The sequence below is a fragment of the Loktanella fryxellensis genome (assembly GCF_900110065.1).
GTDB lineage: Bacteria > Pseudomonadota > Alphaproteobacteria > Rhodobacterales > Rhodobacteraceae > Loktanella > Loktanella fryxellensis.
Window position 1 is genome coordinate 126,405 of sequence record NZ_FOCI01000002.1, and the last position, 23,435, is coordinate 149,839.

General features: G+C 67.4%; 22 protein-coding genes. 18 read left to right on the forward strand and 4 right to left on the reverse strand.

What is annotated here, in order from left to right; all coding sequences use genetic code 11:
• Positions 1-54 precede the first annotated feature (54 nt).
• Entirely contained in the window at positions 55-414 is a 360-nt protein-coding gene (locus BMX16_RS03000; RefSeq protein ID WP_089898569.1) for a dihydrodipicolinate reductase, read from the forward strand.
• Positions 415-432: 18 nt separating this feature from the next.
• Here BMX16_RS03000 and BMX16_RS03005 read toward each other — a convergent pair whose 3' ends face one another.
• Positions 433-621, reverse strand: coding sequence for a DUF1674 domain-containing protein (locus tag BMX16_RS03005; protein ID WP_089898571.1), 189 nt, complete (start codon positions 619-621; stop codon positions 433-435).
• Positions 622-708: 87 nt separating this feature from the next.
• Here BMX16_RS03005 and BMX16_RS03010 point away from each other — a divergent pair, with 87 nt between their 5' ends.
• From BMX16_RS03010 to BMX16_RS03075, 14 genes are all read left to right on the forward strand, one after another.
• Positions 709-2,007, forward strand: a complete 1,299-nt coding sequence (locus tag BMX16_RS03010; RefSeq protein ID WP_089898573.1) for an RsmB/NOP family class I SAM-dependent RNA methyltransferase — start codon at positions 709-711, stop codon at positions 2,005-2,007.
• A 110-nt stretch (positions 2,008-2,117) separates the two neighbouring features.
• Positions 2,118-3,854: a heparinase II/III family protein gene (locus BMX16_RS03015; RefSeq protein WP_089898715.1), complete on the forward strand. Its 1,737-nt coding sequence runs from the start codon at positions 2,118-2,120 to the stop codon at positions 3,852-3,854.
• Positions 3,851-5,440: a bifunctional phosphoribosylaminoimidazolecarboxamide formyltransferase/IMP cyclohydrolase gene (purH, locus tag BMX16_RS03020; RefSeq protein ID WP_089898574.1), complete on the forward strand. Its 1,590-nt coding sequence runs from the start codon at positions 3,851-3,853 to the stop codon at positions 5,438-5,440. Before BMX16_RS03015 ends, purH begins: the two co-directional genes overlap by 4 nt.
• 11 nt (positions 5,441-5,451) lie before the next feature.
• Positions 5,452-5,934, forward strand: coding sequence for a signal peptidase II (gene lspA, locus BMX16_RS03025; protein WP_089898576.1), 483 nt, complete (start codon positions 5,452-5,454; stop codon positions 5,932-5,934).
• Positions 5,935-5,989: 55 nt separating this feature from the next.
• Positions 5,990-6,214 carry a DUF3035 domain-containing protein gene (locus tag BMX16_RS03030; RefSeq protein ID WP_177174554.1) on the forward strand — a complete coding sequence of 75 codons (225 nt, stop codon included), beginning with the start codon at positions 5,990-5,992 and terminating at the stop codon, positions 6,212-6,214.
• Positions 6,215-6,303: 89 nt separating this feature from the next.
• Positions 6,304-7,707, forward strand: coding sequence for a M16 family metallopeptidase (locus tag BMX16_RS03035; protein ID WP_089898580.1), 1,404 nt, complete (start codon positions 6,304-6,306; stop codon positions 7,705-7,707).
• A complete protein-coding gene (locus tag BMX16_RS03040) occupies positions 7,704-9,104 on the forward strand; it encodes a M16 family metallopeptidase (RefSeq protein ID WP_089898583.1) in 1,401 nt (466 codons plus the stop codon). Before BMX16_RS03035 ends, BMX16_RS03040 begins: the two co-directional genes overlap by 4 nt.
• Before the next feature lie 51 nt (positions 9,105-9,155).
• Positions 9,156-10,979 (forward strand): DNA mismatch repair endonuclease MutL, encoded by a 1,824-nt coding sequence (gene mutL, locus BMX16_RS03045; protein ID WP_425433995.1) that lies wholly within the window; start codon positions 9,156-9,158, stop codon positions 10,977-10,979.
• Positions 10,976-12,127 (forward strand): DNA recombination protein RmuC, encoded by a 1,152-nt coding sequence (locus BMX16_RS03050; RefSeq protein WP_089898587.1) that lies wholly within the window; start codon positions 10,976-10,978, stop codon positions 12,125-12,127. Before mutL ends, BMX16_RS03050 begins: the two co-directional genes overlap by 4 nt.
• 24 nt (positions 12,128-12,151) lie before the next feature.
• Entirely contained in the window at positions 12,152-12,541 is a 390-nt protein-coding gene (locus tag BMX16_RS03055; RefSeq protein ID WP_089898589.1) for a hypothetical protein, read from the forward strand.
• Positions 12,542-12,636: 95 nt separating this feature from the next.
• Positions 12,637-13,935 (forward strand): NAD(P)/FAD-dependent oxidoreductase, encoded by a 1,299-nt coding sequence (locus BMX16_RS03060; protein WP_089898591.1) that lies wholly within the window; start codon positions 12,637-12,639, stop codon positions 13,933-13,935.
• Positions 13,932-14,684: a DUF1365 domain-containing protein gene (locus tag BMX16_RS03065; RefSeq protein ID WP_089898593.1), complete on the forward strand. Its 753-nt coding sequence runs from the start codon at positions 13,932-13,934 to the stop codon at positions 14,682-14,684. Before BMX16_RS03060 ends, BMX16_RS03065 begins: the two co-directional genes overlap by 4 nt.
• Complete coding sequence (locus tag BMX16_RS03070) at positions 14,681-15,910, forward strand: MFS transporter (protein WP_089898595.1); 1,230 nt, start codon at positions 14,681-14,683, stop codon at positions 15,908-15,910. The genes BMX16_RS03065 and BMX16_RS03070 overlap by 4 nt, the downstream gene beginning before the upstream one ends.
• Before the next feature lie 28 nt (positions 15,911-15,938).
• A complete protein-coding gene (locus BMX16_RS03075; RefSeq protein WP_245731240.1) occupies positions 15,939-16,679 on the forward strand; it encodes an SDR family NAD(P)-dependent oxidoreductase in 741 nt (246 codons plus the stop codon).
• Here the strand turns inward: BMX16_RS03075 and BMX16_RS03080 are convergent.
• Genes BMX16_RS03080 through BMX16_RS03090 form a run of 3 tightly spaced genes read right to left on the reverse strand, consistent with a single transcriptional unit; the run spans position 16,676 to position 18,999 of the window.
• Positions 16,676-17,731, reverse strand: coding sequence for a saccharopine dehydrogenase (locus tag BMX16_RS03080; RefSeq protein ID WP_089898599.1), 1,056 nt, complete (start codon positions 17,729-17,731; stop codon positions 16,676-16,678). The two genes, BMX16_RS03075 and BMX16_RS03080, sit on opposite strands and share 4 nt — an antisense overlap.
• Positions 17,728-18,345 carry a glutathione S-transferase family protein gene (locus BMX16_RS03085; RefSeq protein WP_245731247.1) on the reverse strand — a complete coding sequence of 206 codons (618 nt, stop codon included), beginning with the start codon at positions 18,343-18,345 and terminating at the stop codon, positions 17,728-17,730. Before BMX16_RS03085 ends, BMX16_RS03080 begins: the two co-directional genes overlap by 4 nt.
• Positions 18,346-18,354: 9 nt before the next feature.
• Positions 18,355-18,999, reverse strand: a complete 645-nt coding sequence (locus tag BMX16_RS03090) for a histidine phosphatase family protein (protein ID WP_089898600.1) — start codon at positions 18,997-18,999, stop codon at positions 18,355-18,357.
• A gap of 205 nt (positions 19,000-19,204) precedes the next feature.
• Between BMX16_RS03090 and recQ the strand changes: the two genes are divergently transcribed.
• The 3 genes from recQ to BMX16_RS03105 all read left to right on the forward strand — a co-directional run bounded on the left by recQ (position 19,205) and on the right by BMX16_RS03105 (position 23,322).
• Positions 19,205-21,238: a DNA helicase RecQ gene (recQ, locus tag BMX16_RS03095; protein ID WP_089898602.1), complete on the forward strand. Its 2,034-nt coding sequence runs from the start codon at positions 19,205-19,207 to the stop codon at positions 21,236-21,238.
• A gap of 85 nt (positions 21,239-21,323) precedes the next feature.
• On the forward strand, positions 21,324-22,091 hold the full coding sequence (gene yaaA, locus BMX16_RS03100) for a peroxide stress protein YaaA (protein WP_089898604.1): 768 nt from the start codon (positions 21,324-21,326) through the stop codon (positions 22,089-22,091).
• A 352-nt stretch (positions 22,092-22,443) separates the two neighbouring features.
• Positions 22,444-23,322, forward strand: a complete 879-nt coding sequence (locus tag BMX16_RS03105) for a DUF481 domain-containing protein (protein ID WP_177174556.1) — start codon at positions 22,444-22,446, stop codon at positions 23,320-23,322.
• Positions 23,323-23,435: the final 113 nt, after the last annotated feature.

A 23,435-nucleotide genomic window follows, 5' to 3' on the forward strand; every position in this document is an offset into this window, starting at 1 on the left:
TTGACGCTGGGCGGTGCGCACTTAACTCCCCTCCCATCCAGGGAGGTGCGGATCATGCGTCACGTCGTTCTTGCCATTGCGCTGGGCCTGCTGCCCGTCGCGGCCACCGCGCAGGGTTACGCCCGCGTCACCGATCAGGATGCGTTTCTGGCGCTGATGGCGCAGGGCACGCTGACCCACGCGGTATTCGACATCGCGCTGAGCGTGACGCCCGACGGCCAGATCAATGGCGATGCGGTCGGCTGGCCCGTCACCGGCACGTGGGCGTGGCAGGACGGTTTCTTTTGCCGCACGATGGACTGGGGCGGGGACGAGATTCCCTACAACTGCCAGCTTGTCGAACAGAACGGCGATCTGGTGCGCTTTACCACCGATCAGGGCGCGGGCCGGTCGGCGGCGCTGCGCCTGCGCTGACCACGCGCCGCGGCACGGTCAGAAGTCGATGGCCAGCCCCTTGTTTTCCCAGTCGCCATAGCGCACCGGTTCCGGCCCGTCGCGCCCGCCCAGTTCGGGTGGCAGATCGGGCCGCTTGGCGGCGTTGCGGCGGGCTTCCGCCTCGGCCAGCGCGCGCTGGGCGGCGGCGGGCAGGTCTGCCACCTGTGTGGCCCTGTCATCGGTCATGGGTCTGTCCTCCTTGCCGGGGGTGTGGCTGTGATATACGCCGCACCAGACCCTGAACAAGGGGCCGCCACCGCAAAGGGTTTCGTCATGAATCAGACCGGCGACAGCAAGAATGGCGACCAGATGGGCCTTGCCCCGCGCCGCGCCGCGCATCACCTGCTGCAAGAGGTGATCGACGACGGCCGCCTGATGTCGGAACTGCTGGGCGGCGGTGCGCTGGACCATCTGGCCCCCGACGACCGCGCCCGCGCCCAGCGTCTGGCGACCGAGACGTTGCGCATGCTCGACCGGGCCGACCGGATGCTGAAGCCGTTTCTGGCCAAGGAACCGCCGCTCTACGTCCGCAACGCCCTGCGCCTTGGTACGCTGGAGATCGTGCAGGGCGCTGCCGCCTACGGCGTGGTGAATTCCTATGTCGAGATCGTCGGGCGCAACCACCATACCGCGCGGCTGAAGGGCCTCGTGAACGCGGTGCTGCGCAATGTGGCCGACCTTGGCCCCGAGGCTTGGGACAAGATGCCTGCGCCGCTGCTGCCGGGCTGGCTGCGCCAGCCGCTGGTGGCCGCCTGGGGCCGCGCCGACGTCGCGGCGATGGAGGCCGTGCAGGCCACCACCCCGCCGCTGGACCTGACACCCAAGGGTGATGCGCAGGCTGTCGCCGCCGCCGTTGGCGGCACCGTCCTGCCGACCGGTTCGGTGCGCATCGGGGACGCGGGGCAGGTGACGGCGCTGCCGGGGTACGAGGCCGGCGACTGGTGGGTGCAGGACGCGGCGGCGGCGCTGCCGGTGCAACTGCTGGGCGATGTGACGGGCCTGCGCGTGCTGGACCTGTGCGCCGCACCGGGTGGCAAGACGATGCAACTCGCGGCGCGGGGGGCAGAGGTCACGGCCGTGGATTCCTCCCCCTCCCGCATGGCGCGGGTGGCGCAGAACCTGACCCGCATCGGGCTGAATGCGATCACAGAGGTTGCCGATGCCTTCGACGTCACCGGCGCATGGGACGCCGTGCTGCTTGACGCGCCCTGCAGTGCCACCGGTACCATGCGCCGCCACCCGGACCTGCCCTATGGCAAGGACGGGGCCGAGTTCGGCGGTCTGATCGACCAGCAGGGCGCGCTGATCGACCATGCGCTGACGCTGCTGCATCCCGGCGGGCGGCTGGTGTTCTGCACCTGCTCCTTGCTGCCGGACGAGGGCGAGGTGCAGATCGAGGAAGCGCTGGCCCGCCATCCGGACCTGACCGTCGACCGTGCGGCGCTCGACCGTCCCGGCATCGACCCGGACTGGATCACGCCCGAAGGCGGACTGCGCCTGCGCCCGGATTACTGGGCCGACATCGGCGGCATGGATGGCTTCTACATGGCGGTACTGACAAAGCCCGCGTGACAGGCCCGCTGCACCGCGTTACCCTGCGGCCCAACAAGAATGCGACACCGCAACGCAGAGGCAGCAGTTTGGCCGAGACCGTCCCATGGCGTGCCCGCAACCGGGCCTTCATGCACCGCGTGCATGCGCGCTGGGCGGCGCGGAAGGCCTTGGCAACCGGATTCGTGTCGCAGCCCGAACCGCGCGGCATCGGTCATTTCGCCCGCGGGCGGCAATTGCTGGCGGGCAACTTCCTGTTCGCAGGCGTCCTGACCACCGCGCCCGGCGGGTCGATCTGGCAGGCTTTGGGCGACCGGGCGCAGGTGGACTTCGAACTGCACGGCTTCGGCTGGCTCGACGATCTGGCCGCCGTGGGCGACACGCGCGCACGGCATGCGGCGCAGGCGTGGGTCGGCGAATGGATCGACGCCTTCGGTGCGGGCCACGGGCCGGGCTGGACGCCGGATCTGACGGGGCGGCGGCTGATCCGCTGGATCTCGCACGGGATCTTCTTGCTGCGCGGTCAGGACAAGGCGGCACAGGAACGCCTGTTCCGCTCATTGGCGCAGCAGACCCTGTTCCTGTCGCGCCGCTGGCGGGCGACCGGACCGGGCCTTGCCCGGTTCGAGGCGCTGGCCGGCCTGATCTATGCGGGGCTGTCGCTGCAGGGGATGGACCGCATGACCGCCCCCGCCATCGCCGCGCTTGCCGCCGATTGCGCCCGCCAGATCGGCCCGGACGGCGGTATCCCGACCCGCAACCCGGAGGAGTTGCTGGACATCCTGACCCTGCTGCACTGGGCGCGCGGGGCCATCGCCGCCAGCGACCGCCCGGTGCCGCCCGCGCTGACCGCTGCGATCGCGCGCATCGGCCCGACCCTGCGGGCGCTGCGCCATGCGGACGGCGGGCTGGCGCGGTTCCACGGTGGCGGGCGCGGTGCCGACGGGCGGCTGGACCACGCCCTGTCGCTGGGCGGTCCCACGCCCCGCCGCAGCGTCACCGACACGCTGTGCATGGGGTTCGCGCGGTTGAGCGCAGGGCGCACCACGCTGATCGCCGACGCCGCCCGCCCGCCGGAAGGGGCCGCCGCCGCCCACGCCCACGCGTCGACCCTCGCGTTCGAGATGACGTCGGGTCGCCGCCCGCTGATCGTGAACTGCGGGTCCGGCGTCACCTTCGGTGCCGACTGGCGCAGGGCGGGGCGGGCCACGCCGAGCCACTCGACGCTGGGAATCGGCGGCTATTCGTCGTCGCGCCTGGCCCCTGCCGTGACCACGGGTGGTATCGCACAGGAATTGCTGGTCGATCTGCCCGACGTGGTGAACGGCATCGTCACGCATCTGGACGATGGCCGCCGGGCCGAGCTGTCGCACGACGGCTTTCGCCCGACCCACGGTCTGACCCATGCGCGCACGCTGGAACTGACCCTCGACGGGCGGGGCCTCAGCGGTGAAGATCTGCTGACCACGCTGGATGTGGGCGACAAGGCGCTGTTCGACGCGGCGTTCGAGGCGACGTTTCGGCAGGGCGTGCCCTATGCGATCCGGTTCCATCTGCACCCCGATGTGGACGCCACCGTTGATCTGGGCGGGTCCGCGGTGTCGATGGCGCTGCAATCGGGCGAAATCTGGGTGCTGCGCCACGACGGGCACGCCGATCTGACGCTGGAGCCGTCGGTTTACCTCGAATCCGGGCGGTTGAAGCCGCGTGCCGCACGACAGGTGGTTTTATCCGGTGTCGCGATGGCCTATGCGACGCGCATCCGCTGGTCGCTGGCCAAGGCGCAGGACACCCCCGACGTGGTGCGTGACCTGAGCCCGGTCCGAGAGGCGGACGACGATGACACTGTGACCGGGGACCCAACATGACCGACCTGCAACCGCTGCGCCGCGCGCTTCTGAGCGTTTCCGACAAGACCGGCCTGATCGACCTTGGCCGCGCGCTGGTCGCCCGCGACGTTGTCCTGCTGTCCACGGGCGGCACCGCAAAGGCGCTGCGCGACGCGGGCCTGCCGGTGACGGACGTGGCCGAGGTCACGGGATTCCCCGAGATGATGGACGGTCGCGTCAAGACCCTGCACCCGATGGTCCATGGTGGCTTGCTGGCCCTGCGCGACGATGCGGGCCACCGACAGGCGATGCAGGATCACGGGATCGCAGGCATCGACCTGCTGGTCGTGAACCTCTATCCGTTCGAGGCGACGGTGGCGGCGGGCGGCGATTACGACACCTGCATCGAGAACATCGACATCGGCGGCCCCGCGATGATCCGCGCCGCGTCCAAGAATCACGCCTATGTCAGCACCATCGTCGACGTGGGGGATTACGACGCCCTGCTGGCAGAACTCGACGCCCACGACGGCCAGACCACGCTCGCCTTCCGGCAGCGGCTGGCGCAGGCGGCCTACGGGCGCACCGCCGCCTACGACGCTGCCGTCAGCACGTGGATGGCGCAGGCCATCGGTCAGGCGACGCCACGCCGCCGCGCCTTTGCCGGAGAGCTGCGGCAGACCATGCGCTATGGCGAAAACCCGCATCAGACCGCCAGCTTCTATGCGGACGGCAGCGGGCGGCCCGGCGTGGCAACCGCCGTGCAGCATCAGGGCAAGGAATTGTCCTACAACAACATCAACGACACTGACGCCGCGTTCGAGCTGGTGGCCGAGTTCGATCCCGCCGACGGCCCCGCCGTGGCGATCATCAAGCACGCCAACCCCTGCGGCGTGGCCCGTGGCGCCACCCTGCTGGAGGCTTACCGCAAAGCCTTCGACTGCGACCGCACGTCGGCCTTCGGCGGAATCGTGGCGATGAATGTCGCGTTGGACGAGGAAACCGCGCAGGCCATCGCCGAGATCTTTACCGAGGTCGTAATCGCGCCCGGTGCCTCCGACGCCGCCCGCGCGGTGTTCGCGGCCAAGAAGAACCTGCGCCTGCTGACCACCGACGGCCTGCCCGATCCGCAAGCTGCCCAACTGACCTACCGTCAGGTCGCAGGGGGCATGCTGGTGCAGGACAAGGACACCGGCCACGTCCCCGCCGCCGACCTGCGCGTGGTGACGAAGGTGCAGCCCACGGACGCGCAGATGGCCGATCTGCGGTTCGCATGGACCGTGGCCAAGCACGTGAAATCGAACGCCATCGTCTATGTCCGCGACGGGGCCACCGTGGGCGTCGGCGCGGGCCAGATGAGCCGCCTCGACAGCGCCCTGATCGCCGCGAAGAAGGCCGAGCGCATGGCCGATGCCACGGGATTGCCGCAGCCGCTGACCATCGGTTCGGCGGTCGCGTCGGATGCGTTCTTTCCCTTTGCCGACGGCTTGATGGAGGCGGCGGCCGCAGGGGCCACCTGTGTCATCCAGCCCGGTGGGTCGATGCGTGACGCCGAAGTGATCGCCGCAGCCGATGACGCGGGCATCGCGATGGTCTTTACCGGCATGCGCCACTTTCGGCATTGAGGGGAACGGGGATGCGGTTGATCTTCTGGGCGGGATTCTGGACGTTCCTGCTGGATCAGGCGACGAAATACATCGTCGTTCATCAGTTGGACCTGATCACGCGCCAGCAGATCGACGTGGTGCCGCCGTTCCTGACGTTCCAGATGGCATGGAACCGGGGTGTGAACTTCGGCCTCGGTGCTGGGTTCGACATGCGCTGGGTCCTGATCGGCATCGCACTCGCGATTTCGGTCGCCGTGCTGGTCTGGCTGCAGCGGACGGGCGGCACACCCAAGATCCACATCGCGGCGGGGTTGCTGATCGGCGGGGCGCTGGGCAATGTGGTGGACCGGGTGCTGTATGGTGCGGTCGCGGACTTCATCAACATGTCGTGGTACGGGTTCGACAATCCCTATGCGTTCAACGTGGCCGACGTGGCGATCTTTGCCGGCGCCCTGGGCCTTGCGTTCCTGCCAGACGGCCGCCCGCCGGCATCGAAACCCAAGCGGGCGTGACGCGGTGCGCCACCTGCGCTAGAACGGCGCGAACATGATGCGAAAAGGGGCTACGATGCAGCGGATTATGATCGGCCTTGCGGCCTGTGCGGCCCTTGCAGGGTGTGGCAACCGGTCCGCCGGCGACAGCGGACCCGACGAATTCGCGGTGCAGACCGCCCGGCCCCTGATCTATCCGGCCACCAATGCGCTGCCGGTGCCGACGCCCGGCGGCACCAACCCGGCCGACCCCAATCCCCGCGCACAGGCCATCGCCGCCCTGAACGGCACGGGCGGCTGATCCGTCGCGGTCACAAGCCCGTATGGCCGATTGCAGTCGTGCGGTGAACCTCTAGGTTTCCGGCAACGCGCACCAGCTACAGGGTTTCCATGATACGCATCCTCGCCGTCCCAGCCCTGCTGCTGGCCGCCCACCCCCTGTCCGCGCAATCGTCGGGTGAACAGACCTTCATCTTTGACGACACCACCGTCACCGTGTCGGCCCCGCAGACCATCGGCGAGGATGTGACGACCTTCACCCTCGACAACGGGATGGAGGTCGTGGTGATCGAGGATCATCGCGCCGCCGTCGCCGTGCAGATGGTCTGGTATCGCGCCGGGTCCGCCGACGAACCCGTGGGACAGTCGGGCGTGGCGCACTTCCTCGAACACCTGCTGTTCAAGGGCACCGACACGCTGGCACCGGGAGAGTTCTCTTCCACCGTGGCGGCCAACGGCGGGTCCGACAACGCCTTTACCAGCTATGACTACACCGCCTATTTCCAGCGCGTCGCCGCCGACCGTCTGCCGCTGATGATGCAGATGGAAAGCGACCGGATGGAAAACCTCGCGATCGGCGAAGGCGACATCGCGACCGAGCGCAACGTGATCCTCGAAGAACGCAACCAGCGGACCGAGAACAATCCCGGCGCGTTGGCCCGCGAACAGTTCATGGCCGCGCAATACCAGAACCACCGTTACGGCGTGCCGATCATCGGCTGGAAGCACGAGATGGAGGAGCTTAGCCTGCAGGATGCGCTGTCGTTCTACGACATCCATTACTCTCCGAACAACGCCGTCCTGATCGTGGCGGGCGACGTGCAGCCCGATGCCGTGATGGCGCTGGCTGCCGAATACTATGGCACGATCCCGCGCGAGGAGGATCTGCCCGAACGCCTGCGCCCGGCAGAGCCGCCGCAGATCGCGCCGCGCCGCATTACCTATACCGACCCGCGCGTCAGCCAGCCGTATGTGGTGCGCAGCTACCTCGCGCCCGAACGCGATGCGGGCGATCAGGATACGGCGGCGGCGCTGGTCTATCTGGCGGAACTGCTGGGCGGGTCGTCCTTCACCTCCGCCCTCGGGCAGGCATTGCAGTTCGACACGCAGACCGCGGTTTACACCAGTGCGGGTTACAGTGGCGACAGCCTTGATTCCACGACCTTTGGCGTGTCGATCGTGCCTGCTGCCGGTGTCACCCTGTCCGAGGGGGAGGCCGCGATGGACAAGGTGATCGCCGATTTCATGGCCGCCGACATCGACCCCGCCGCGATGGAGCGGATTCGCACGCAGTTGAACGCGCAGGAAATCTACGCCCTCGACGACGTGCAGGGCCGTGCGCAACGCTATGGCGCGGCCCTGACCCAAGGTCTGACCATCGCGGACGTGGAGGCATGGCCGCAGGTCCTGCAGGAGGTGACAGCCGAGGACGTGAAAGCGGCGGCCGAACTGGTGTTCGACCTGAACCAATCCGTGACCGGCTGGGTCGTGGCCAACCCGGAGCAAGCGCAATGATCCGTATCCTCACCCTTTGCCTGACACTGGTCGCAGGCACCGCCCATGCCGCCGTCGAAATCGAGGAAGTCACCTCGCCCGGCGGGATCGAGGCGTGGCTGGTGGAGGATCACAACATCCCCTTCACCGCGCTGGAAATCCGCATCGTCGGTGGCGCGGCACTGGATGCGCCGGGCAAGCGCGGGGCCACCAACCTGATGATGGCTCTGCTGGAGGAAGGCGCCGACGACCTGACGGCACAGGCCTTTCAGACGCGGCGCGAGGAGTTGGCGGCGAGTTACGGGTTCGATGCCGACGACGACATGGTGGCGATCAGCGCCCAGATGCTGACCGAGAACCGTGACGAGGCGGTGGCGCTGCTGCGCTCCGCGCTGGTGGCACCCCGGTTTGATCAGGACGCCGTCGACCGGGTGCGTGCGCAGGTGCTGGCCAATATCGCCAGCGACGAAAAATCCCCCGGCGATATTGCCAGCCGCGCGCTGGATGCTGCGGCCTTCGGCGATCATCCCTATGGCGCGTCGCTGTCGGGCACGGTCGAGAGTGTGACCGCCCTGACCCGCGACGACATCGTTGTGGCGCATCGGGCGACGCTGACCCGCGACCGCGTTTACGTGGGTGCTGTGGGCGACATCACGCCCGAGGATCTGGGCGCGCTGCTGGACGATCTGCTGGGCGACCTGCCCGCCGCGACCGTGCCGCTGCCGGATGATGCGGATTACGCCCTGACGGGGGGTGTCACGGTGATCCCCTATGACACGCCGCAGTCGGTGGCGTTGTTCGGGCATCGCGGCATCACCCGCGACGACCCCGACTACATGGCCGCCTATATCCTGAACGAAGCGCTGGGCGCAGGCGGGTTCGAATCGCGCCTGATGCAGGAGGTGCGCGAGGAACGCGGTCTGACCTATGGCATCAGCACGTTCCTCGTCCCGCAGTTCTATGGAGAGCTGATTCTGGGGCAGCTGGGGTCGAGCAATTCCACGATGGCCGAGGCGATCGACGTGATCCGCGCCGAATGGGCCCGCATGGCGACCGACGGCATGACGCAGGAGGAGCTGGACCGGGTGAAGACCTACCTCACCGGGGCCTATCCGCTGCGCTTCGACGGGAATGCGTCCATCGCCACGATCCTCGTGGGGATGCAGGTGATCGACCTGCCGCCCAGCTATGTCGTGGACCGCAATGCGCAGCTGAACGCCGTGACGCTGGACGACGTGAACCGCGTCGCCCGTGAGTTGCTGCGTCCCGACGATCTGCGGTTCGTGGTAGTGGGCCAGCCCGAGGGGCTGACCGGCGATCCCGCGCCGGGGGGCGTGCTGCCACAGGACGCTGCGCCAGCGCCCGAAACCGCACCTGCGGATGCGGCGCCGACCGAGGCGGCACCTGCCGCCGACTGACTCCGCATATCCCCTCGTATCGCGGCGGGTGGATATGCTATCCCTAGTGGCATGACGATGACCGCTCCCCAGATAGGCCGCGATTCGACGCAGCGCCCGGTGATCCGCCAGCTGGACGAGGCGGCGATCAACCGCATCGCGGCGGGCGAGGTGGTCGAACGCCCCGCATCCGCGGTGAAAGAGCTGGTGGAAAACAGCATCGACGCCGGGGCGACCCGGATCGAGGTGACCATCGCCGACGGCGGCAAGACCCTGATCCGCGTGGTGGACGACGGCTGCGGCATCGCCGCCACCGACCTGCCGCTGGCCCTGTCGCGGCACGCCACGTCCAAGATCGACGGCACCGATCTGCTGAACATCCACTCCTTCGGCTTCCGGGGCGAAGCGTTGCCGTCGCTTGGTGCTGTCGGTCGTCTGACGATCACCAGCCGGGCGGCGGGCGATACGGCTGAGACCATTCAGGTGACGGGCGGCACGATGGGGCCGGTGAAACCCGCAGCCCTTGCGCGGGGCACGCAGGTCGATCTTGCGGACCTGTTCTATGCCACGCCCGCACGGCTGAAATTCCTGCGCACCGACCGGGCAGAGACGCAGGCGGTCGTCGATGTGGTCCGCAGGCTGGCGATGGCCGAACCCTTCGTCACCATGATCCTGCGCGACACGACGGGCGGGGATGAACGGACCCTGTTCCGCGCCGATGCGGAAACCGGCCACATGTTCGACGCGCTGGGCGGCCGGTTGCGCACGGTGCTGGGCCGCGATTTCGCCGACAACGCGCTGGCGCTGGACGCTGAACGGGACGGGTTCCACCTGACGGGCTTTGCCGCCCTGCCGACCTTTTCCAAGGGGGCCGCCGTCGCGCAATACCTGAACGTCAACGGGCGGCCCGTGCGCGACCGGATGCTGCTGGGCGCGCTGCGGGCCGCCTATATGGACGTGATGTCGCGCGACCGCCACCCGGTCGCCTGCCTGTTCGTCGATTGCGACCCCACGCTGGTGGACGTGAACGTGCATCCGGCGAAGTCCGAGGTGCGCTTTCGCGATCCTGCCTGTGTGCGCGGCCTGATCGTGTCCGGCATCCGTCACGCGCTGGCGGGTGCGGGGCACCGCAGCGCCACGACCGTGGGTCACGCCACGCTTGCGGCCATGGTCCCGGCCGACGCACCGCGCGTCTATCAGATGGACCACACGGCGCGACCGCAGCGGTTCACAGCCGCGTCGATGACGTTCCAGTCCGGCTTTGCCGAAACCCACGCGGCCCGGATCGAGGCGCCTGCGGCACCAGAGGATGAGGCGCTCCCCCTCGGTGCGGCCCGCGCGCAACTTCACGAGAACTACATCCTGTCGCAGACCGCTACGGGTCTGGTGATCGTGGACGCCCACGCGGCCCACGAACGGCTGGTCTACGAGGCATTGAAAGACCAGATGGCTGCTGGCCGCATCGCGGGGCAGGCGCTGCTGATCCCCGAGATCGTCACCCTGTCGCCCACCGACGCCGACCTGCTGCTGGGCGTGGCGGACGATCTGGCGCTGCTTGGGCTGACCATCGAACCATTCGGCGGCGGGGCCATCGCGGTGCGCGAGACGCCGGCGATCCTCGGCACCGTGGATGCGCGGCGGCTGATCCTGGACGTGCTGGACGCGCTGACGGATGGCGGCGACACGGCACCCTTGCGCGCCCGCATCGACGCAGTGCTCAGCCGGGTCGCCTGCCACGGGTCGGTCCGCACGGGCCGCCGCATGTCGGGGCCGGAAATGAACGCGCTGCTGCGCCGGATGGAGGCCACGCCCCTGTCCGGCCAGTGCAACCACGGGCGACCCACATCGGTCACGCTGTCGCTGGCCGACATCGACCGGCTGTTCGGCCGCACATGATCCGGTTGGGCGACGTGACCCTGTCGCTGACCGATCCGCTGGTGTTGGGTGTGGCGGCGTTTGTCCTGCTGATGCTGGTCCTGCTGTGGCGAGCCGGTCGCGGACAGCCGGACCTGACCCCGCAGATGGCGCAACTGGCCGATTACATGCAGGCATTGGGCGCGGGGCAGACGCAGCTGGCCGCCAACATCCGCACAGTGGCCGATGCGCAGACGACCGCGCAGGTGCAGGTGCTGGCGACGATGGAACGCCGTCTGGCCGAAGTGCAGGCCGGCATGACCGAAACTCTCACGGGGACCGCCGAGAAGGCGTCCAAACAACTGATCCAGTTACAGGAACGCCTGGCCACCATCGACCGGGCACAGACCAATATCGAGAAGCTGTCCGGCGACGTGCTGTCCCTGCAGGACATCCTGTCGAACAAGCAGCGCCGCGGTCTGTTCGGTGAGATCCAGCTGACCGACATCGTGGCCAAGGCGCTGCCCGCCGACAGCTTCACCCTGCAGCATACCCTGTCGAACGGCAAACGCGCCGACTGCCTCGTGCATCTGCCGAACCCGCCGGGCCCCATCGTCATCGACGCCAAGTTCCCGCTGGAGGCCTACGAAGCCCTCGCCGCCGCCGAGACGCGGGAGGCGCAGACACAGGCGCTGCGGGCCTTGGCCTATGCCGTGCGCAAGCACATCCGCGACATCTCGGAGCGGTATATCATCGAGGGCGAGACGGCTGACGGCGCGATCATGTTCCTGCCGTCGGAGGCGGTCTATGCCGAACTCCACGCCCGCCTGCCGGAGGTGGTGCGCGCAGGTTTCGACGCCCGTGTGTGGATCGTGTCGCCCACGACCTGCATGGCGACGCTGAACACCATGCGTGCGATCCTGAAAGATGCGCGAATGCGCGAACAGGCGGGCGCGATCCGCACCGCCCTGCGCCAGTTGCACCGCGACGTGGAGATCATCACCGAAAAGGCGGGCAAGCTGGAGACCCACCTGCGGCAGGCGGGCGAGGATGTGGCAGGCGTACTGACGGCGGCGAGCCGTGCGGGCAAGCGGGCGGACCGGCTCGACAACTTCGACTTCGCCGATGTGGCGCCCGATCCTGCCGCGCCATTGCCCCTTGCGCCGCAGCGGGCCAGCGGCCAAGACTGACGCCATCAGCCGAAGGACCGACCCATGCACAAGCCCCTGATCGCAGCCGCCCTGATCGCCCTGTCGGCCTGTGCCGCGGATATCGCGCCGGGCGTGCCCGTGACCGGGCGGGCGATCGCGGATGCGTTCTTCGACACGCCCTTCGCCGATGGTCAGTCCGTGGCGGTGCTGGTGAAGGACCCCGATCCCCTGCGCGTGATCCAGACCTATCGCCTTGTCCCGTGTCAGGATGGACGGGCGGTCTGTGCGGCGGGCGATCCGCGCTTTGCCGGAACGCTGACGCTGGAAAACGGGCAGTACGTGGTGCGCGAGAGCTATCCGGGGCGCGTCTTCTATCTGGACAGGAACGGCGACGGGTTCATGGGCGTGCAGACCGGCGCACAACAGGTGCTGACGCCGCTGGCGTGGAACTGATCTCTGCGACAGATCCGCACGCAGGCTGTCTGCAACCATTTCCCCCGCGCCCGCGTGGCTTTAGGTTGATGCAGTGCCCGTGACGGAGACTTCCCATGCCATTTGAAACCTCGACCAACCTGCCCCGCAAGGTGGCGGTGATCGGTGCCGGCATTTCCGGCATGGGGGCCGCCCATGCGCTGGCCCGCGATCACCGCGTCGTGCTGTTCGAGGCATGCGGTCGGCTGGGCGGCCATGCCCGCACCCGGATGGCAGGTCCGCAGGGCGACACGGCGGTCGATACCGGCTTCATCGTGTTCAACTATGCCAACTATCCGCACCTGACGGCGCTGTTCGACCACCTGTCGGTGCCGGTCGTCAAAAGCAACATGAGCTTCGGGGCGTCCTTCGACGGCGGGCGGCTGGAATACGCGCTGACATCGCTCGACGCGCTGTTCGCGCAGCGGCGCAATGCGGTGAACCCGCGGTTCCTGCGGATGGTCCGCGACATCCTGCATTTCAACAAGCACGGTCTGGCTGCCAGCCGCGATACCAGCCTGACGATAGGCGGTCTGTTGCAGCAACTCGGTCTGTCGGACTATTTCCGCGATCACTACCTGCTGCCATTCTCGGGCGCGATCTGGTCCACGCCCAAGGAACGGATCCTCGATTTTCCGGCCCACGCGCTGCTGTCGTTCTTCGACAACCACGCGCTGCTGGGGGCGACGGGGCAGCACCAGTGGTGGACGGTCGACGGCGGGAGCATTCAGTATGTGCGTCGGCTGGGCGCGGACCTTGATGCGCGCGGCGTCGATGTGCGCCTGAACGCGCCCGTGGCCGGCGTGCGCCGCACCACGACGGGCGTGCAGGTGCGTGCCACCGGGGCGGAGTGGGAGGATTTCGACGAGGTCGTCTTCGCCAGCCATTCCGACGACACGCTGGCCCTGCTGGCCGACGCCACGCCAGAGGAGCGAGCGGTTCTGGGCGCCGTTCGTTACCAGCCCAACCGCGTCGTGCTGCATTCCGACACGTCGATCATGCCGCTGCGGCGCAAGGTCTGGGCCAGCTGGATCTATACCGAGGCGGCGGCCAAGGCGACGGAACAGATCGACCTGACCTATTGGATGAACTCGCTGCAGCCGTGGCTGACCGGGCCCGACTACATGGTGACGCTGAACACGACGCGCACCATCCGCGAGGAGTTGATCTGGGACGAGACGAACCTGCGCCATCCGGTCTATGATACGGCGGCGCTGGCGGCACAGACGCAGGCGCGGGCGATGAACGGGCAAAACCGGACATGGTTCTGCGGCGCATGGATGAAGAACGGCTTCCACGAGGATGGCCTGTCGTCGGCCTATGACGTGGTGACGGCGCTGAACGCCGCCGAGCGGCGGGATGCCTGCGCCGCATGAGCGGGATCGAGCACATCGCGGGGCAGACGTTCCACGGGCGCAAGGGCGCCGTGAAGAACGCGTTCCGCTATGGCATCGACTATGTGCTGTGCAACGCAGAGGCTGACGAAAGCGGCCCCGCTCTTTTCGGGCGCAACCGGCGGGGGCTGATGTCGCTGCACGACAGCGACCACGGTGGCGCGATCAGGGGCGGGCAGGGGGCCGCGTGGGTGCGTGCCGTGCTGGCCGCGCATGACATCCGGCTTTCGGGCCGTATCGACCTGCTGGCGCAACCGCGCGTGCTGGGACATGTGTTCAACCCCGTCAGCTTCTGGTTGATCCACGATGAGGCGGGCGTGATGCGCTGCGTGATCGCCGAGGTGGGCAACACCTTTGGCGACCGTCATTCCTATCTGTGCCGCCTGCCGGATCTTGCGCCGATCACCCGTGACACGCCGCTTGCGGCAGACAAGATCTTTCACGTCTCGCCGTTTCAGCCGATCGCGGGCGGCTACGTGTTCCACTTCGACATCGCGGCCGACGCCATCGACATCCGCATCGACTATACCCGGGGCGAGGGCGGTCTGATCGCCACCCTGACCGGCCCGCGCCGCCCGTTGACCAATACGGGCATCGTCGGCGCGTTGCTGCGCCGCCCCTTCGGGTCGCGCCGGGTGCTGGCGCTGATCCACTGGCAGGCGGTCCGCCTGTGGTGGAAAGGCGCCACGTTCCGCCCCTGGTCGAAGCCGCCACGGGACGAGGTCAGTTGACCCGTCTGCCCGCCTTTGCGCTGTTCGCGGCGATCATCAACGCGGCGGGGCTGCCGATCTACATCTATGCGCCAAAGTATTACGCCGACACCTATGGCGTCAGCCTGACGGCGCTGGGCGGGTTGCTGGCGCTGCTGCGGCTGGTCGACGTGGTGCAGGACCCGGTTCTGGGCTGGATCAGCGAACGGCTGGACCGGCGCAAGGCGCTGGCTGTGACCCTCGGGACCGTGGCGCTGGCTCTGTCCATGATCGGCCTGTTCGCCTTGCCGCCACCGATTGCCCCGATCTGGTGGTTCGGCCTGACGATCACGGCCCTCTTCAGTGCGTTCTCCTTTCTGACCATCAACTTCTATGCCCAAGGCATCGCCAAGGCGGGTGCGGGCGACGATGGCCACGTGCGTCTGGCCGCGTGGCGCGAAACCGGATCACTGCTGGGCATCTGTGCCGCGGCCATTGCACCCACGCTGCTGATGGGCATGGTGGCGTCCCCCTTTGCCGTCTTCGCGTGGGGTTTTGCCGTGCTGGCACTAGTCGCCGCCGTGGTGATGTGGCCCGAGTGGCAGGGCCGCACGGTGGCCGAAGCCACGCCCATCCGCACCATCCTGTCTGACCGCCTGACCCGCCGCCTGCTGCTGCTGGCGCTGGTCAACGCCATTCCGCTGGCTGTGTCGTCCACCCTGTTCCTCTTCTACGTCGACAGCCGTCTGGCCGCACCGGGATGGGAGGGGCCGCTTCTGGTCTTGTTCTTCCTCTCCGCCGCGGTGTCGTCGCCGGTCTGGTCCGCGCTGGCCCAGCGGTTCGGGGCGAAACCGGTGCTACTGTGCGCCATGGTGCTGGCCGTCGCGTCCTTCGGCTACACCTTGCGGCTGGGGGCGGGGGATCAGGTGGCCTTCGCCGTGGTCTGCGTGCTGTCGGGGGCCAGCATCGGCGCGGACCTGACGCTGCTGCCCGCCATGTTCGCCCGCCGCATGGCAAAGGTGTCGCCCAACGGGGGCATGGGGTTCGGGGTATGGAGCCTCGTCAACAAGCTGACGCTGGCCTTTGCCGCCGCCCTTCTGCTGCCGCTGCTGGAACGCGCGGGGTTCGTGTCGGGCGGCGACAACCCACCGCAGGCGCTGACGCTGCTGACATGGCTCTATGCCGGGGTGCCCATCGGGCTGAAGCTGATCGCCATCGCCCTCTTGACCGCCACATCGCTTGAGGATGACGTGTCCCGCCCTACCTGAGAGCGACAGCTTGACAGGAGAAGACACCGTGGATTGGCAAGGCAAGAGATACTGGATCGTCGGCGCAAGCGAAGGGTTGGGTCGCGCACTGGCGCTGAAACTCAGCCGCGTGGGTGTCGAGGTGATCGTCTCCGCCCGGTCGGAGGATCGCCTGAAATCGCTGGTCGATGAGTTGCCGGGCAAGGGGCGCTATGTGACCGTCGACGTGTCGGATCTGGACTCCGTCGAAAAGGCCCGCGCCGAGGTGGGCGAGATCGACGGCGTCGTCTATCTGGCGGGTGTCTACTGGCCGATGCTGTCGTCCGCATGGGACAACGGTCAGGCCGAGGCGATGGCCAACATCAACTATCTGGGCGCCAGTCGCGTCATCGGCAGCGTGATGAAGGATTTCACGTCGCGTGACCGGGGCCACATCGTCGTCACCTCCAGCCTCACTGCGTTCCGTGGCCTGCCGGGGACCATCGGTTATACCGCATCCAAGGCCGCAATCATGTCCTTGGCCGAGTGCATGTATGCCGACCTGCGCAAGACGGGCGTGCACGTGCAGGTGGTCAACCCCGGCTTCATCAAGACGCAGCTGACCGCCAAGAACGATTTCGACATGCCATTCATCATGGAGCCTGAAGAGGCGGCGACGGCGGTGTTCGACCACATGAACGACCCCACGCGGTTCAAGAAGAGCTTTCCCACGCTGTTTTCGTGGGTGTTCCGCCTGTCGCAGTTCCTGCCCGACTGGGCCTATTACGGCATCTTCCGCCCCAAGACCTAAGTCAGGTCGCCGGGCCTCATGGCACGGTCGAACAGGTGGCTGGCCCGCGCCCAGACGTCGGACGCGGGTGTCGCCAGATGCGGCAACAGCTGGTCCGCGAAATCCTGCGAGGATTCGCGCGGCATGAGCGAGGGCAGGTTGTCGATCGCCGTCACGTCCAGCACCGGTGCATCGTGCACCCGCAGCGCAGGGGCGTCCCATGTCGTCACGCGGTCATAGACCTTGATCGGTGAAAAGTCGCTGTCGGGATCGCAGGCGATATCTCCGATCACGCTCAGGCGGCGGGGGGCGACCTTGGCGCTGGCAGGCACGAAGACCGGCGTGCCGGGCCGTGCGAGGATGCAGTTCAGAAACAGCTCGTGGGTCAGGATCTGCGGGAACGGCCCGCCGCTGGCGGTGTCGGCCATGTCCCACAGGGTCGTGGCGACGCCCATGTCGCGGCACAGGTCGGCGGCACCCGTGCCGACCCGGCCCAGCGCCCCGATGATCAGCGCGGTGGGCCGCTCGGTGCCCAGTTGCACCAGATCGCCCTGCAGGTCCGCCAGCAGATGCGTCTGACTGGCGACCGCGCGCACCGGCCCCATCGGGCTGCCGCGCTGCTGCGCCATCCACGCCATCAGGCTGACCGCCGCCCCCGCATAGCCGGCCCAATAGCCGAAGGCGGCGACGCGGCGACCGCTGTCGTCGACAAGATACTCGAGGTCCAGCAACCGCCCGCCGCCCGCGCGGAAGCGGTCCAGCAGCACGCGCCCGTCGGGCTGCCCCTTGTAGGCGTGACCGAACATGATGTGGGTGTGGCGCAGCGGCGTGCCGTCGGCCGGCAATTCCTTCAACCCGAAGATTAGCGCGTCCAGCGGCGCATCGACCCACGCGCCCTCGGCCGCGACCGTCGCGCCGGCGGCGGCGTAGTCCGCGATGGGCACGCAACGCTGGCGGCTGTCCTCGACCGTCACGGTCAGCCCCGCCTTGACGAGCGCGGCCACGCCTTCCGGCATGATCCCCACACGTGCCTCGTGATCGCGGGATTCAGCGCGGACCCACAGATGCGTCATGCCAGCACCCCTTTTGCGCGCGCCGCCTGCACGGACGCGCGGTCGTTCATCATCGCCTGATGGGCGGCGAGTTTCGGGTAATCCGCCACGTCGATCTTCAGCCGCGACGCAAAGGCGGTCAGCACGAACAGCCACGGATCGGCCAGGGTATAGCCGTCGCCCACCACGAAGGGGGCGAGGTCGAGGTGGCCTTCGAGATATGCGAGCGAGGCGGCGAAGGTTTCCGGCGCCTTCGCGGTCATGTCGTCCCACGATGCCTGTCTGTCGGCCCAGCGCGCGCCGCGCAGGGCGTGGGCAAAGTTTACGTGCAGGGTGGCGGCCAGATAATACATCGTCTCGCGCATCCGTGCGGCCTGGAACGCATCGGCTGGCACCAGATGCGGCCCATGAACCGCCGCCAGCCAGTAGAGGATCGCTCCCGTTTCCGTCAGCACGCCCGCGTCCGTCACCAGCACCGGCACGCGCCCCTTCGGGTTCAGCGCCAGATGCGCCGGGGCGGCCTGCGCCTTGGTTACGAAATCGACGAGGACGGCGGTGTAGTCCAGCCCCAGCTCCTCCAGCACGATGGCGATGGTGGGGGCGACGGTCAGCGGGTTGTAATGCAGCGTCAGCATGAGTGGCCTTCAGTAATAGGTGCGCTGGTCGGCGCGCGCGGCGGTGTCGAGGTGCGGGGCGCCGTTGTAGCACGTCAGCAGCGGGCCGTGATCGGCGATCTGGATGCGATGCACGGAGGTGTTCATGATCGGCAGCGCGATCCGCGCCATCTGCGGGATATCGAGGCCGAGCACGTCCGAGATCGCCTGCGCGATGATCCCGCCAGAGGTGACGCACAGCACGCGCCGCCCCGGCTGGGCCGCCATCGCCATGACCTCCGCCACGCGGCTGCGGAACGTATCGTAGGTTTCCGCGCTGCCGATCTGACCCTGCCGCCACGCGGTCAGGGTGGCGGGAAAGTGGGTGACGAAATCTTCCGGGCTGGTGCGTTCCGTGCCGTTCAGCGCCGTCATCTCGTGTGTGAGGTCGTAGTAGGCGATCTCGTTCAGGCGGGCGTCGGTGGCCGCGTCGGCGTATCCCATGCGCGACACCGTTTCACGCTGCCGCCGCAGGGTGCCGGACAGCACGAGGTCGAAGGGCCGGTCATGGTCGCGCATCCACTCACCCAGCAGGGTTGCCTGTGCGTGACCGAGGTCCGACAGGCGGTCATAGTCTGCCTCTGTCGTGGCGGCGGAATTGGCCTGCCCGTGGCGGACCAGCGTGATTTCACCCATGCGGCGTCTCCCCTTGTCTGCGGTCTGGGTAAGGCGTCGGGTGTCCGATGGCAACGGCGCGGATGGGGGTGGGGTCGAACCCTCCGGGGGGAGTACTTGGCAAAAAGCGAGGACACGGCGTCAGCGGTACAGGTGGGCGTTCAGCCCTTGTTTACCGATTCGGGGCATGAAATTGTAGCCCCCACAGGCAAGGGACGGACGGACGATGCAGGCTGCGACGCTGCTGCGCGACATCTTTGGATTCGACGGGTTCCGCCCCGGTCAGGAAGAGATCGTCGATGCCGTCGTGGCGGGGCGCAACACGCTGGCGATCATGCCGACGGGCGGCGGCAAATCGCTGTGCTTCCAGTTGCCGGCACTGGTGCGGCCGGGGGTAACGGTCGTGATTTCGCCGCTCATCGCGCTGATGCGCGATCAAGTGCGGGGATTGCAGGCGGCAGGGGTCGCTGCGGGCGCGCTGACATCCGGCAACACCGAGGAGGAGACGGAGGCGGTCTGGGCGCAACTGGCGGCTGGCACGCTGAAGCTGCTCTACATGGCGCCGGAACGGCTGGCGTCGTTCGGCACGCAGCGGATGCTGCGCGAGGCGAACGTGACGCTGATCGCGGTGGACGAGGCGCATTGCGTCAGCCAGTGGGGCCATGATTTCCGCCCCGATTACCTGCGCATCGGCGAATTGCGGGGGATGCTGGACGTGCCGCTGGCGGCCTTTACCGCGACGGCGGACGCGGAAACGCAGGTCGAAATCGTGGAAAAGCTGTTCGGCGGGGTCTCTCCCGCGACGTTCCTGCGCGGCTTCGACCGGCCGAACATCCACCTCGCCTTTGCGGTGAAGGACAATCCGCGCACCCAGATCCTCGGGTTCGCCGCCGCCCGCAAGGGGCAGTCCGGCATCGTCTATTGCGGCACGCGCGCTAAGACCGAGACGCTGAGCGCGGCACTGGGGCAGGCTGGACACAGCGCCTGTCATTACCACGGCGGCATGGACGCGCAGGCGCGACGCGACGTGGAACGGCGGTTCCAGCAGGAGGACGGGTTGATCGTGACGGCGACCGTCGCCTTTGGCATGGGGATCGACAAGCCCGACATCCGCTGGGTCGCCCATGCGGATCTGCCCAAGTCGATCGAGGGCTATTATCAGGAGATCGGCCGCGCGGGCCGCGACGGCGAACCGGCGGAGACGATGACACTCTATGGGCCCGATGACATCCGCTATCGCCGGACCCAGATCGACGAGGGGCTGGCCCCGCCGGAGCGGCGCGACGCGGATCACGGGCGGCTGAATGCGCTGCTGGGGCTGGCCGAGGCGTTGACCTGCAGGCGTGTGAACCTGCTGCGATACTTCGGAGAGGACCCGCAGCCCTGCGGCAACTGCGACCTGTGCGATACCCCTGCCGAAACCTTCGACGCGACGCAGGCTGTGCGCATGGCGCTGTCGGCGGCGCTGCGCACCGACGAATGGTTCGGGGCGGGGCATCTGATCGACATCGTGATGGGGGCCGACACGCCCAAGATCCGCGAGCGCGGCCACGACGCCCTGCCCACCTATGGCGTGGGGCGCGAATGGAACAAGCGCCAGTGGCAGGCGATCTTTCGTCAGATGATGGGGCGCGACCTGTTCCGCCCCGATCCCGAACGCCACGGTGCCCTGCGGATGACAGAGGCGGCGCGCCCCATCCTGCGCGGCGAGGCTGTGGTGATCCTGCGCCGCGACACGGTGACGAACGCCAAGTTCAGCCCCGCCGTCCGCGCCATGGTCAGCGAGGAGGATGCGCCGCTGCTGTCCGCATTGAAGGCCAAGCGTCGCGCGCTGGCCGAGGCTGCGGGTGGGCCCGCCTATATCATCTTCAACGACAAGACGCTGATCGAGATGGCGGAGGCCAAGCCCGCCACGCTCGACCAGATGGCGCGGATCGGCGGCGTGGGGGCCAAGAAGCTGGAGAGTTATGGTCGCGCGTTCCTTGAGGTGATCGCGGGTGCCGTGGATCAGGTGCACCCCGCCCGGATGAAGCTGGCGGGGCGCACCGAAGGGGCCGTCTATGACCGGCTGCTGGCCGCACAGGCGGATCTGGCGCGAGGGCCGGACGGCCATGACAAACCGATGAGCTGTTCCGCGGCGCAACTGGCCAAGGTCGCGCAACTGCGTCAGGCGGATGCGGATGCGGTGGCGCGCGTGATCGGAGAGCGGCACGCGGAACGGTTCGGCGATGCGTTCCTGGCGGTTCTGACCGACGGCTGATCGGGCGACTGATCCTGCGACAGTCACGCGGCTGGAATCCGGGGGGCGGGCTGCTAGAAGGCTGTCACGTCACAAGGAGAAGCCGATGCTCGTCACCCTGTCGCCCGCAAAATCGTTGGACCTGTCGCCCGTGGACCTGACGCCGACGCAGCCGCAGTTCGCGCAGGATGCGGCGCGGCTGGCCCGTACGATGCGGGGCCAGACCCTGACACAACTGCGCAGCCTGATGGCGATTTCGGACGACCTGGCGCGGCTGAACCGCGACCGGTTCCGGGCCTTCTCCGACATGCCCGAGGCGGAGGCGGTGAAGCCCGCCGCATGGATGTTCGACGGCGACACCTATACCGGACTCGATGCGCGGTCGCTGCAGCCCGACGACATCGCCTTTGCGCAGGACCACCTGTGCATCCTGTCGGGTCTATACGGTCTGCTGCGCCCCCTCGATGCGATCCAGCCCTACCGGTTGGAGATGGGCAGCCGGTTGAAGACGCGGCGGGGTAGCACGCTCTATGCCTATTGGGGCGATGCGATTGCACAGGCGCTGAATGCGCAGGCTGCCGTGACCGGCACACAGACGCTGATCAACTGCGCCAGTCAGGAATACTTCGCGGCCGCCAACCGGTCGGCCTTGAAATTGCGGGTCATCACACCCCAGTTCCTGGAGGTGAAGGACGGCCGTCCCAAGATCGTGTCGTTCTTTGCCAAACGGGCCCGCGGCGCGATGGCGCGCTATATCGTGACGGAACGACTGACCGATCCCGACGCGATCCGCGGGTTCACGGCGGGTGGGTATGCCTACGACCCGGATTTGTCGGATGATGCCACATGGGCCTTTACCCGCACGGCGGCATAGCCTGCACATCGGATCCAAGGCCGTCCGCAGTCACGAAATGCTCAAAAATATGTCTATATTCACATGGTTGAGTAGTGGCATCCTGCGATGGCGGATGACACGTAAACGCCCCTGAAAAGTTCCATCACATTCAAGGCCAAGTGTGCATTATTCTGCACACGCCGCCGTGATAATGGTAAATTACATATATATCAAAGGTTTGGGGCAAGCCGATCTTAGCCCATGTCGCAAAAAGTATACAGTTGCTGCAACGGGCGCCGAAAGACGCCGGAGAGTCTCGAACTTTTGGGCGGTGACGCGCATTTACCAGCCAGAACCCGCACTGCTGCGGGCAGTCGAAAAGGATTTCACCATGACCAAGATCGTCAACGTCTTCGTGGCCGCCGCCGCCGCCGCAACCATCGCCGGTGCCGTGTCCGCACAGGAAACCACGTTCCGCACCGAATCCGCCGCCGCTGACCAGTTCGATGACCTGCAAGAGCAGATCTCGGACGATGCAGAGCGTGACGTGAACCGTTTCGGCAACGAAGGCCGCACCGTTGGCACGTATGGTTCGGTTGCGTTGCGCGCATCGTCCGTCAGCGACGACAATGGCCGCACCGACCCGACCGACCCCGATGCGCTGATCAGCGACGAGTCCTATGACGTCGGTGTCGGCCTGCGTTACGGTTCGTTCGACGGCGTGAACGGCATCGACACCACCGCGACCTACAACTACAGCGAAGTGAACGGCAACGTCGACACGAAGGAACTGTTCCTGGGTGCGGATTACCGTCGTGACTTCGGCCCGCGCTACTTCGGCTACGGCAAGCTGGACGCCAAGTTCGACGACGTCGCCGACAACTCCGAGAACTTCACCGACGCATTCGTGGGTGCCGGTGTCGGTTACCGTATCCTGAACGACGAGATCAGCCAGTGGTCGGTTCAGGCTGGTCCGGGCTATCGCTACACAGAGTCCGTGACCAACGGCGAAACCTCGGAAGTCGCCGGTTCGGTGTCGTCCAACTACTACCGCTCGCTCAGCGCGACGTCCTACATCACCAACGATACCGACGTGATCTTCTCTGACGCGTCGACCCTGGTGAACAACGACCTGGCGCTGAACGTTTCCGTGTCGAACGCCCTGTCGCTGCGCACGTCGCTGACGACCGCGTTCAACGACGATCTGGATAGCGATTTCGGCGACGCGTCCAACACCCTTGGCGTGGCAGTCGTGTACAACTTCAACTGATACTTCGGATTGCATTCCCGGATATCGCTGAAGACGGGCGGTGGCGAAAGCCACCGCCCGATTGCAATTAAAGGCCTCGCGCAGTGGGGCGAAATTAATTGAACGGTCGTTCA

Coding starts and splice junctions, on each gene's coding strand:
- BMX16_RS03000 (WP_089898569.1), top strand. CDS start 55: ATGCGTCACGTCGTTCTTGCCATTGCGCTGGGCCTGCTGCCCGTCGCG.
- BMX16_RS03005 (WP_089898571.1), bottom strand. CDS start 621: ATGACCGATGACAGGGCCACACAGGTGGCAGACCTGCCCGCCGCCGCC.
- BMX16_RS03010 (WP_089898573.1), top strand. CDS start 709: ATGAATCAGACCGGCGACAGCAAGAATGGCGACCAGATGGGCCTTGCC.
- BMX16_RS03015 (WP_089898715.1), top strand. CDS start 2,118: ATGCACCGCGTGCATGCGCGCTGGGCGGCGCGGAAGGCCTTGGCAACC.
- purH (WP_089898574.1), top strand. CDS start 3,851: ATGACCGACCTGCAACCGCTGCGCCGCGCGCTTCTGAGCGTTTCCGAC.
- lspA (WP_089898576.1), top strand. CDS start 5,452: ATGCGGTTGATCTTCTGGGCGGGATTCTGGACGTTCCTGCTGGATCAG.
- BMX16_RS03030 (WP_177174554.1), top strand. CDS start 5,990: ATGCAGCGGATTATGATCGGCCTTGCGGCCTGTGCGGCCCTTGCAGGG.
- BMX16_RS03035 (WP_089898580.1), top strand. CDS start 6,304: ATGATACGCATCCTCGCCGTCCCAGCCCTGCTGCTGGCCGCCCACCCC.
- BMX16_RS03040 (WP_089898583.1), top strand. CDS start 7,704: ATGATCCGTATCCTCACCCTTTGCCTGACACTGGTCGCAGGCACCGCC.
- mutL (WP_425433995.1), top strand. CDS start 9,156: ATGACGATGACCGCTCCCCAGATAGGCCGCGATTCGACGCAGCGCCCG.
- BMX16_RS03050 (WP_089898587.1), top strand. CDS start 10,976: ATGATCCGGTTGGGCGACGTGACCCTGTCGCTGACCGATCCGCTGGTG.
- BMX16_RS03055 (WP_089898589.1), top strand. CDS start 12,152: ATGCACAAGCCCCTGATCGCAGCCGCCCTGATCGCCCTGTCGGCCTGT.
- BMX16_RS03060 (WP_089898591.1), top strand. CDS start 12,637: ATGCCATTTGAAACCTCGACCAACCTGCCCCGCAAGGTGGCGGTGATC.
- BMX16_RS03065 (WP_089898593.1), top strand. CDS start 13,932: ATGAGCGGGATCGAGCACATCGCGGGGCAGACGTTCCACGGGCGCAAG.
- BMX16_RS03080 (WP_089898599.1), bottom strand. CDS start 17,731: ATGACGCATCTGTGGGTCCGCGCTGAATCCCGCGATCACGAGGCACGT.
- BMX16_RS03085 (WP_245731247.1), bottom strand. CDS start 18,345: ATGCTGACGCTGCATTACAACCCGCTGACCGTCGCCCCCACCATCGCC.
- BMX16_RS03090 (WP_089898600.1), bottom strand. CDS start 18,999: ATGGGTGAAATCACGCTGGTCCGCCACGGGCAGGCCAATTCCGCCGCC.
- recQ (WP_089898602.1), top strand. CDS start 19,205: ATGCAGGCTGCGACGCTGCTGCGCGACATCTTTGGATTCGACGGGTTC.
- yaaA (WP_089898604.1), top strand. CDS start 21,324: ATGCTCGTCACCCTGTCGCCCGCAAAATCGTTGGACCTGTCGCCCGTG.
- BMX16_RS03105 (WP_177174556.1), top strand. CDS start 22,444: ATGACCAAGATCGTCAACGTCTTCGTGGCCGCCGCCGCCGCCGCAACC.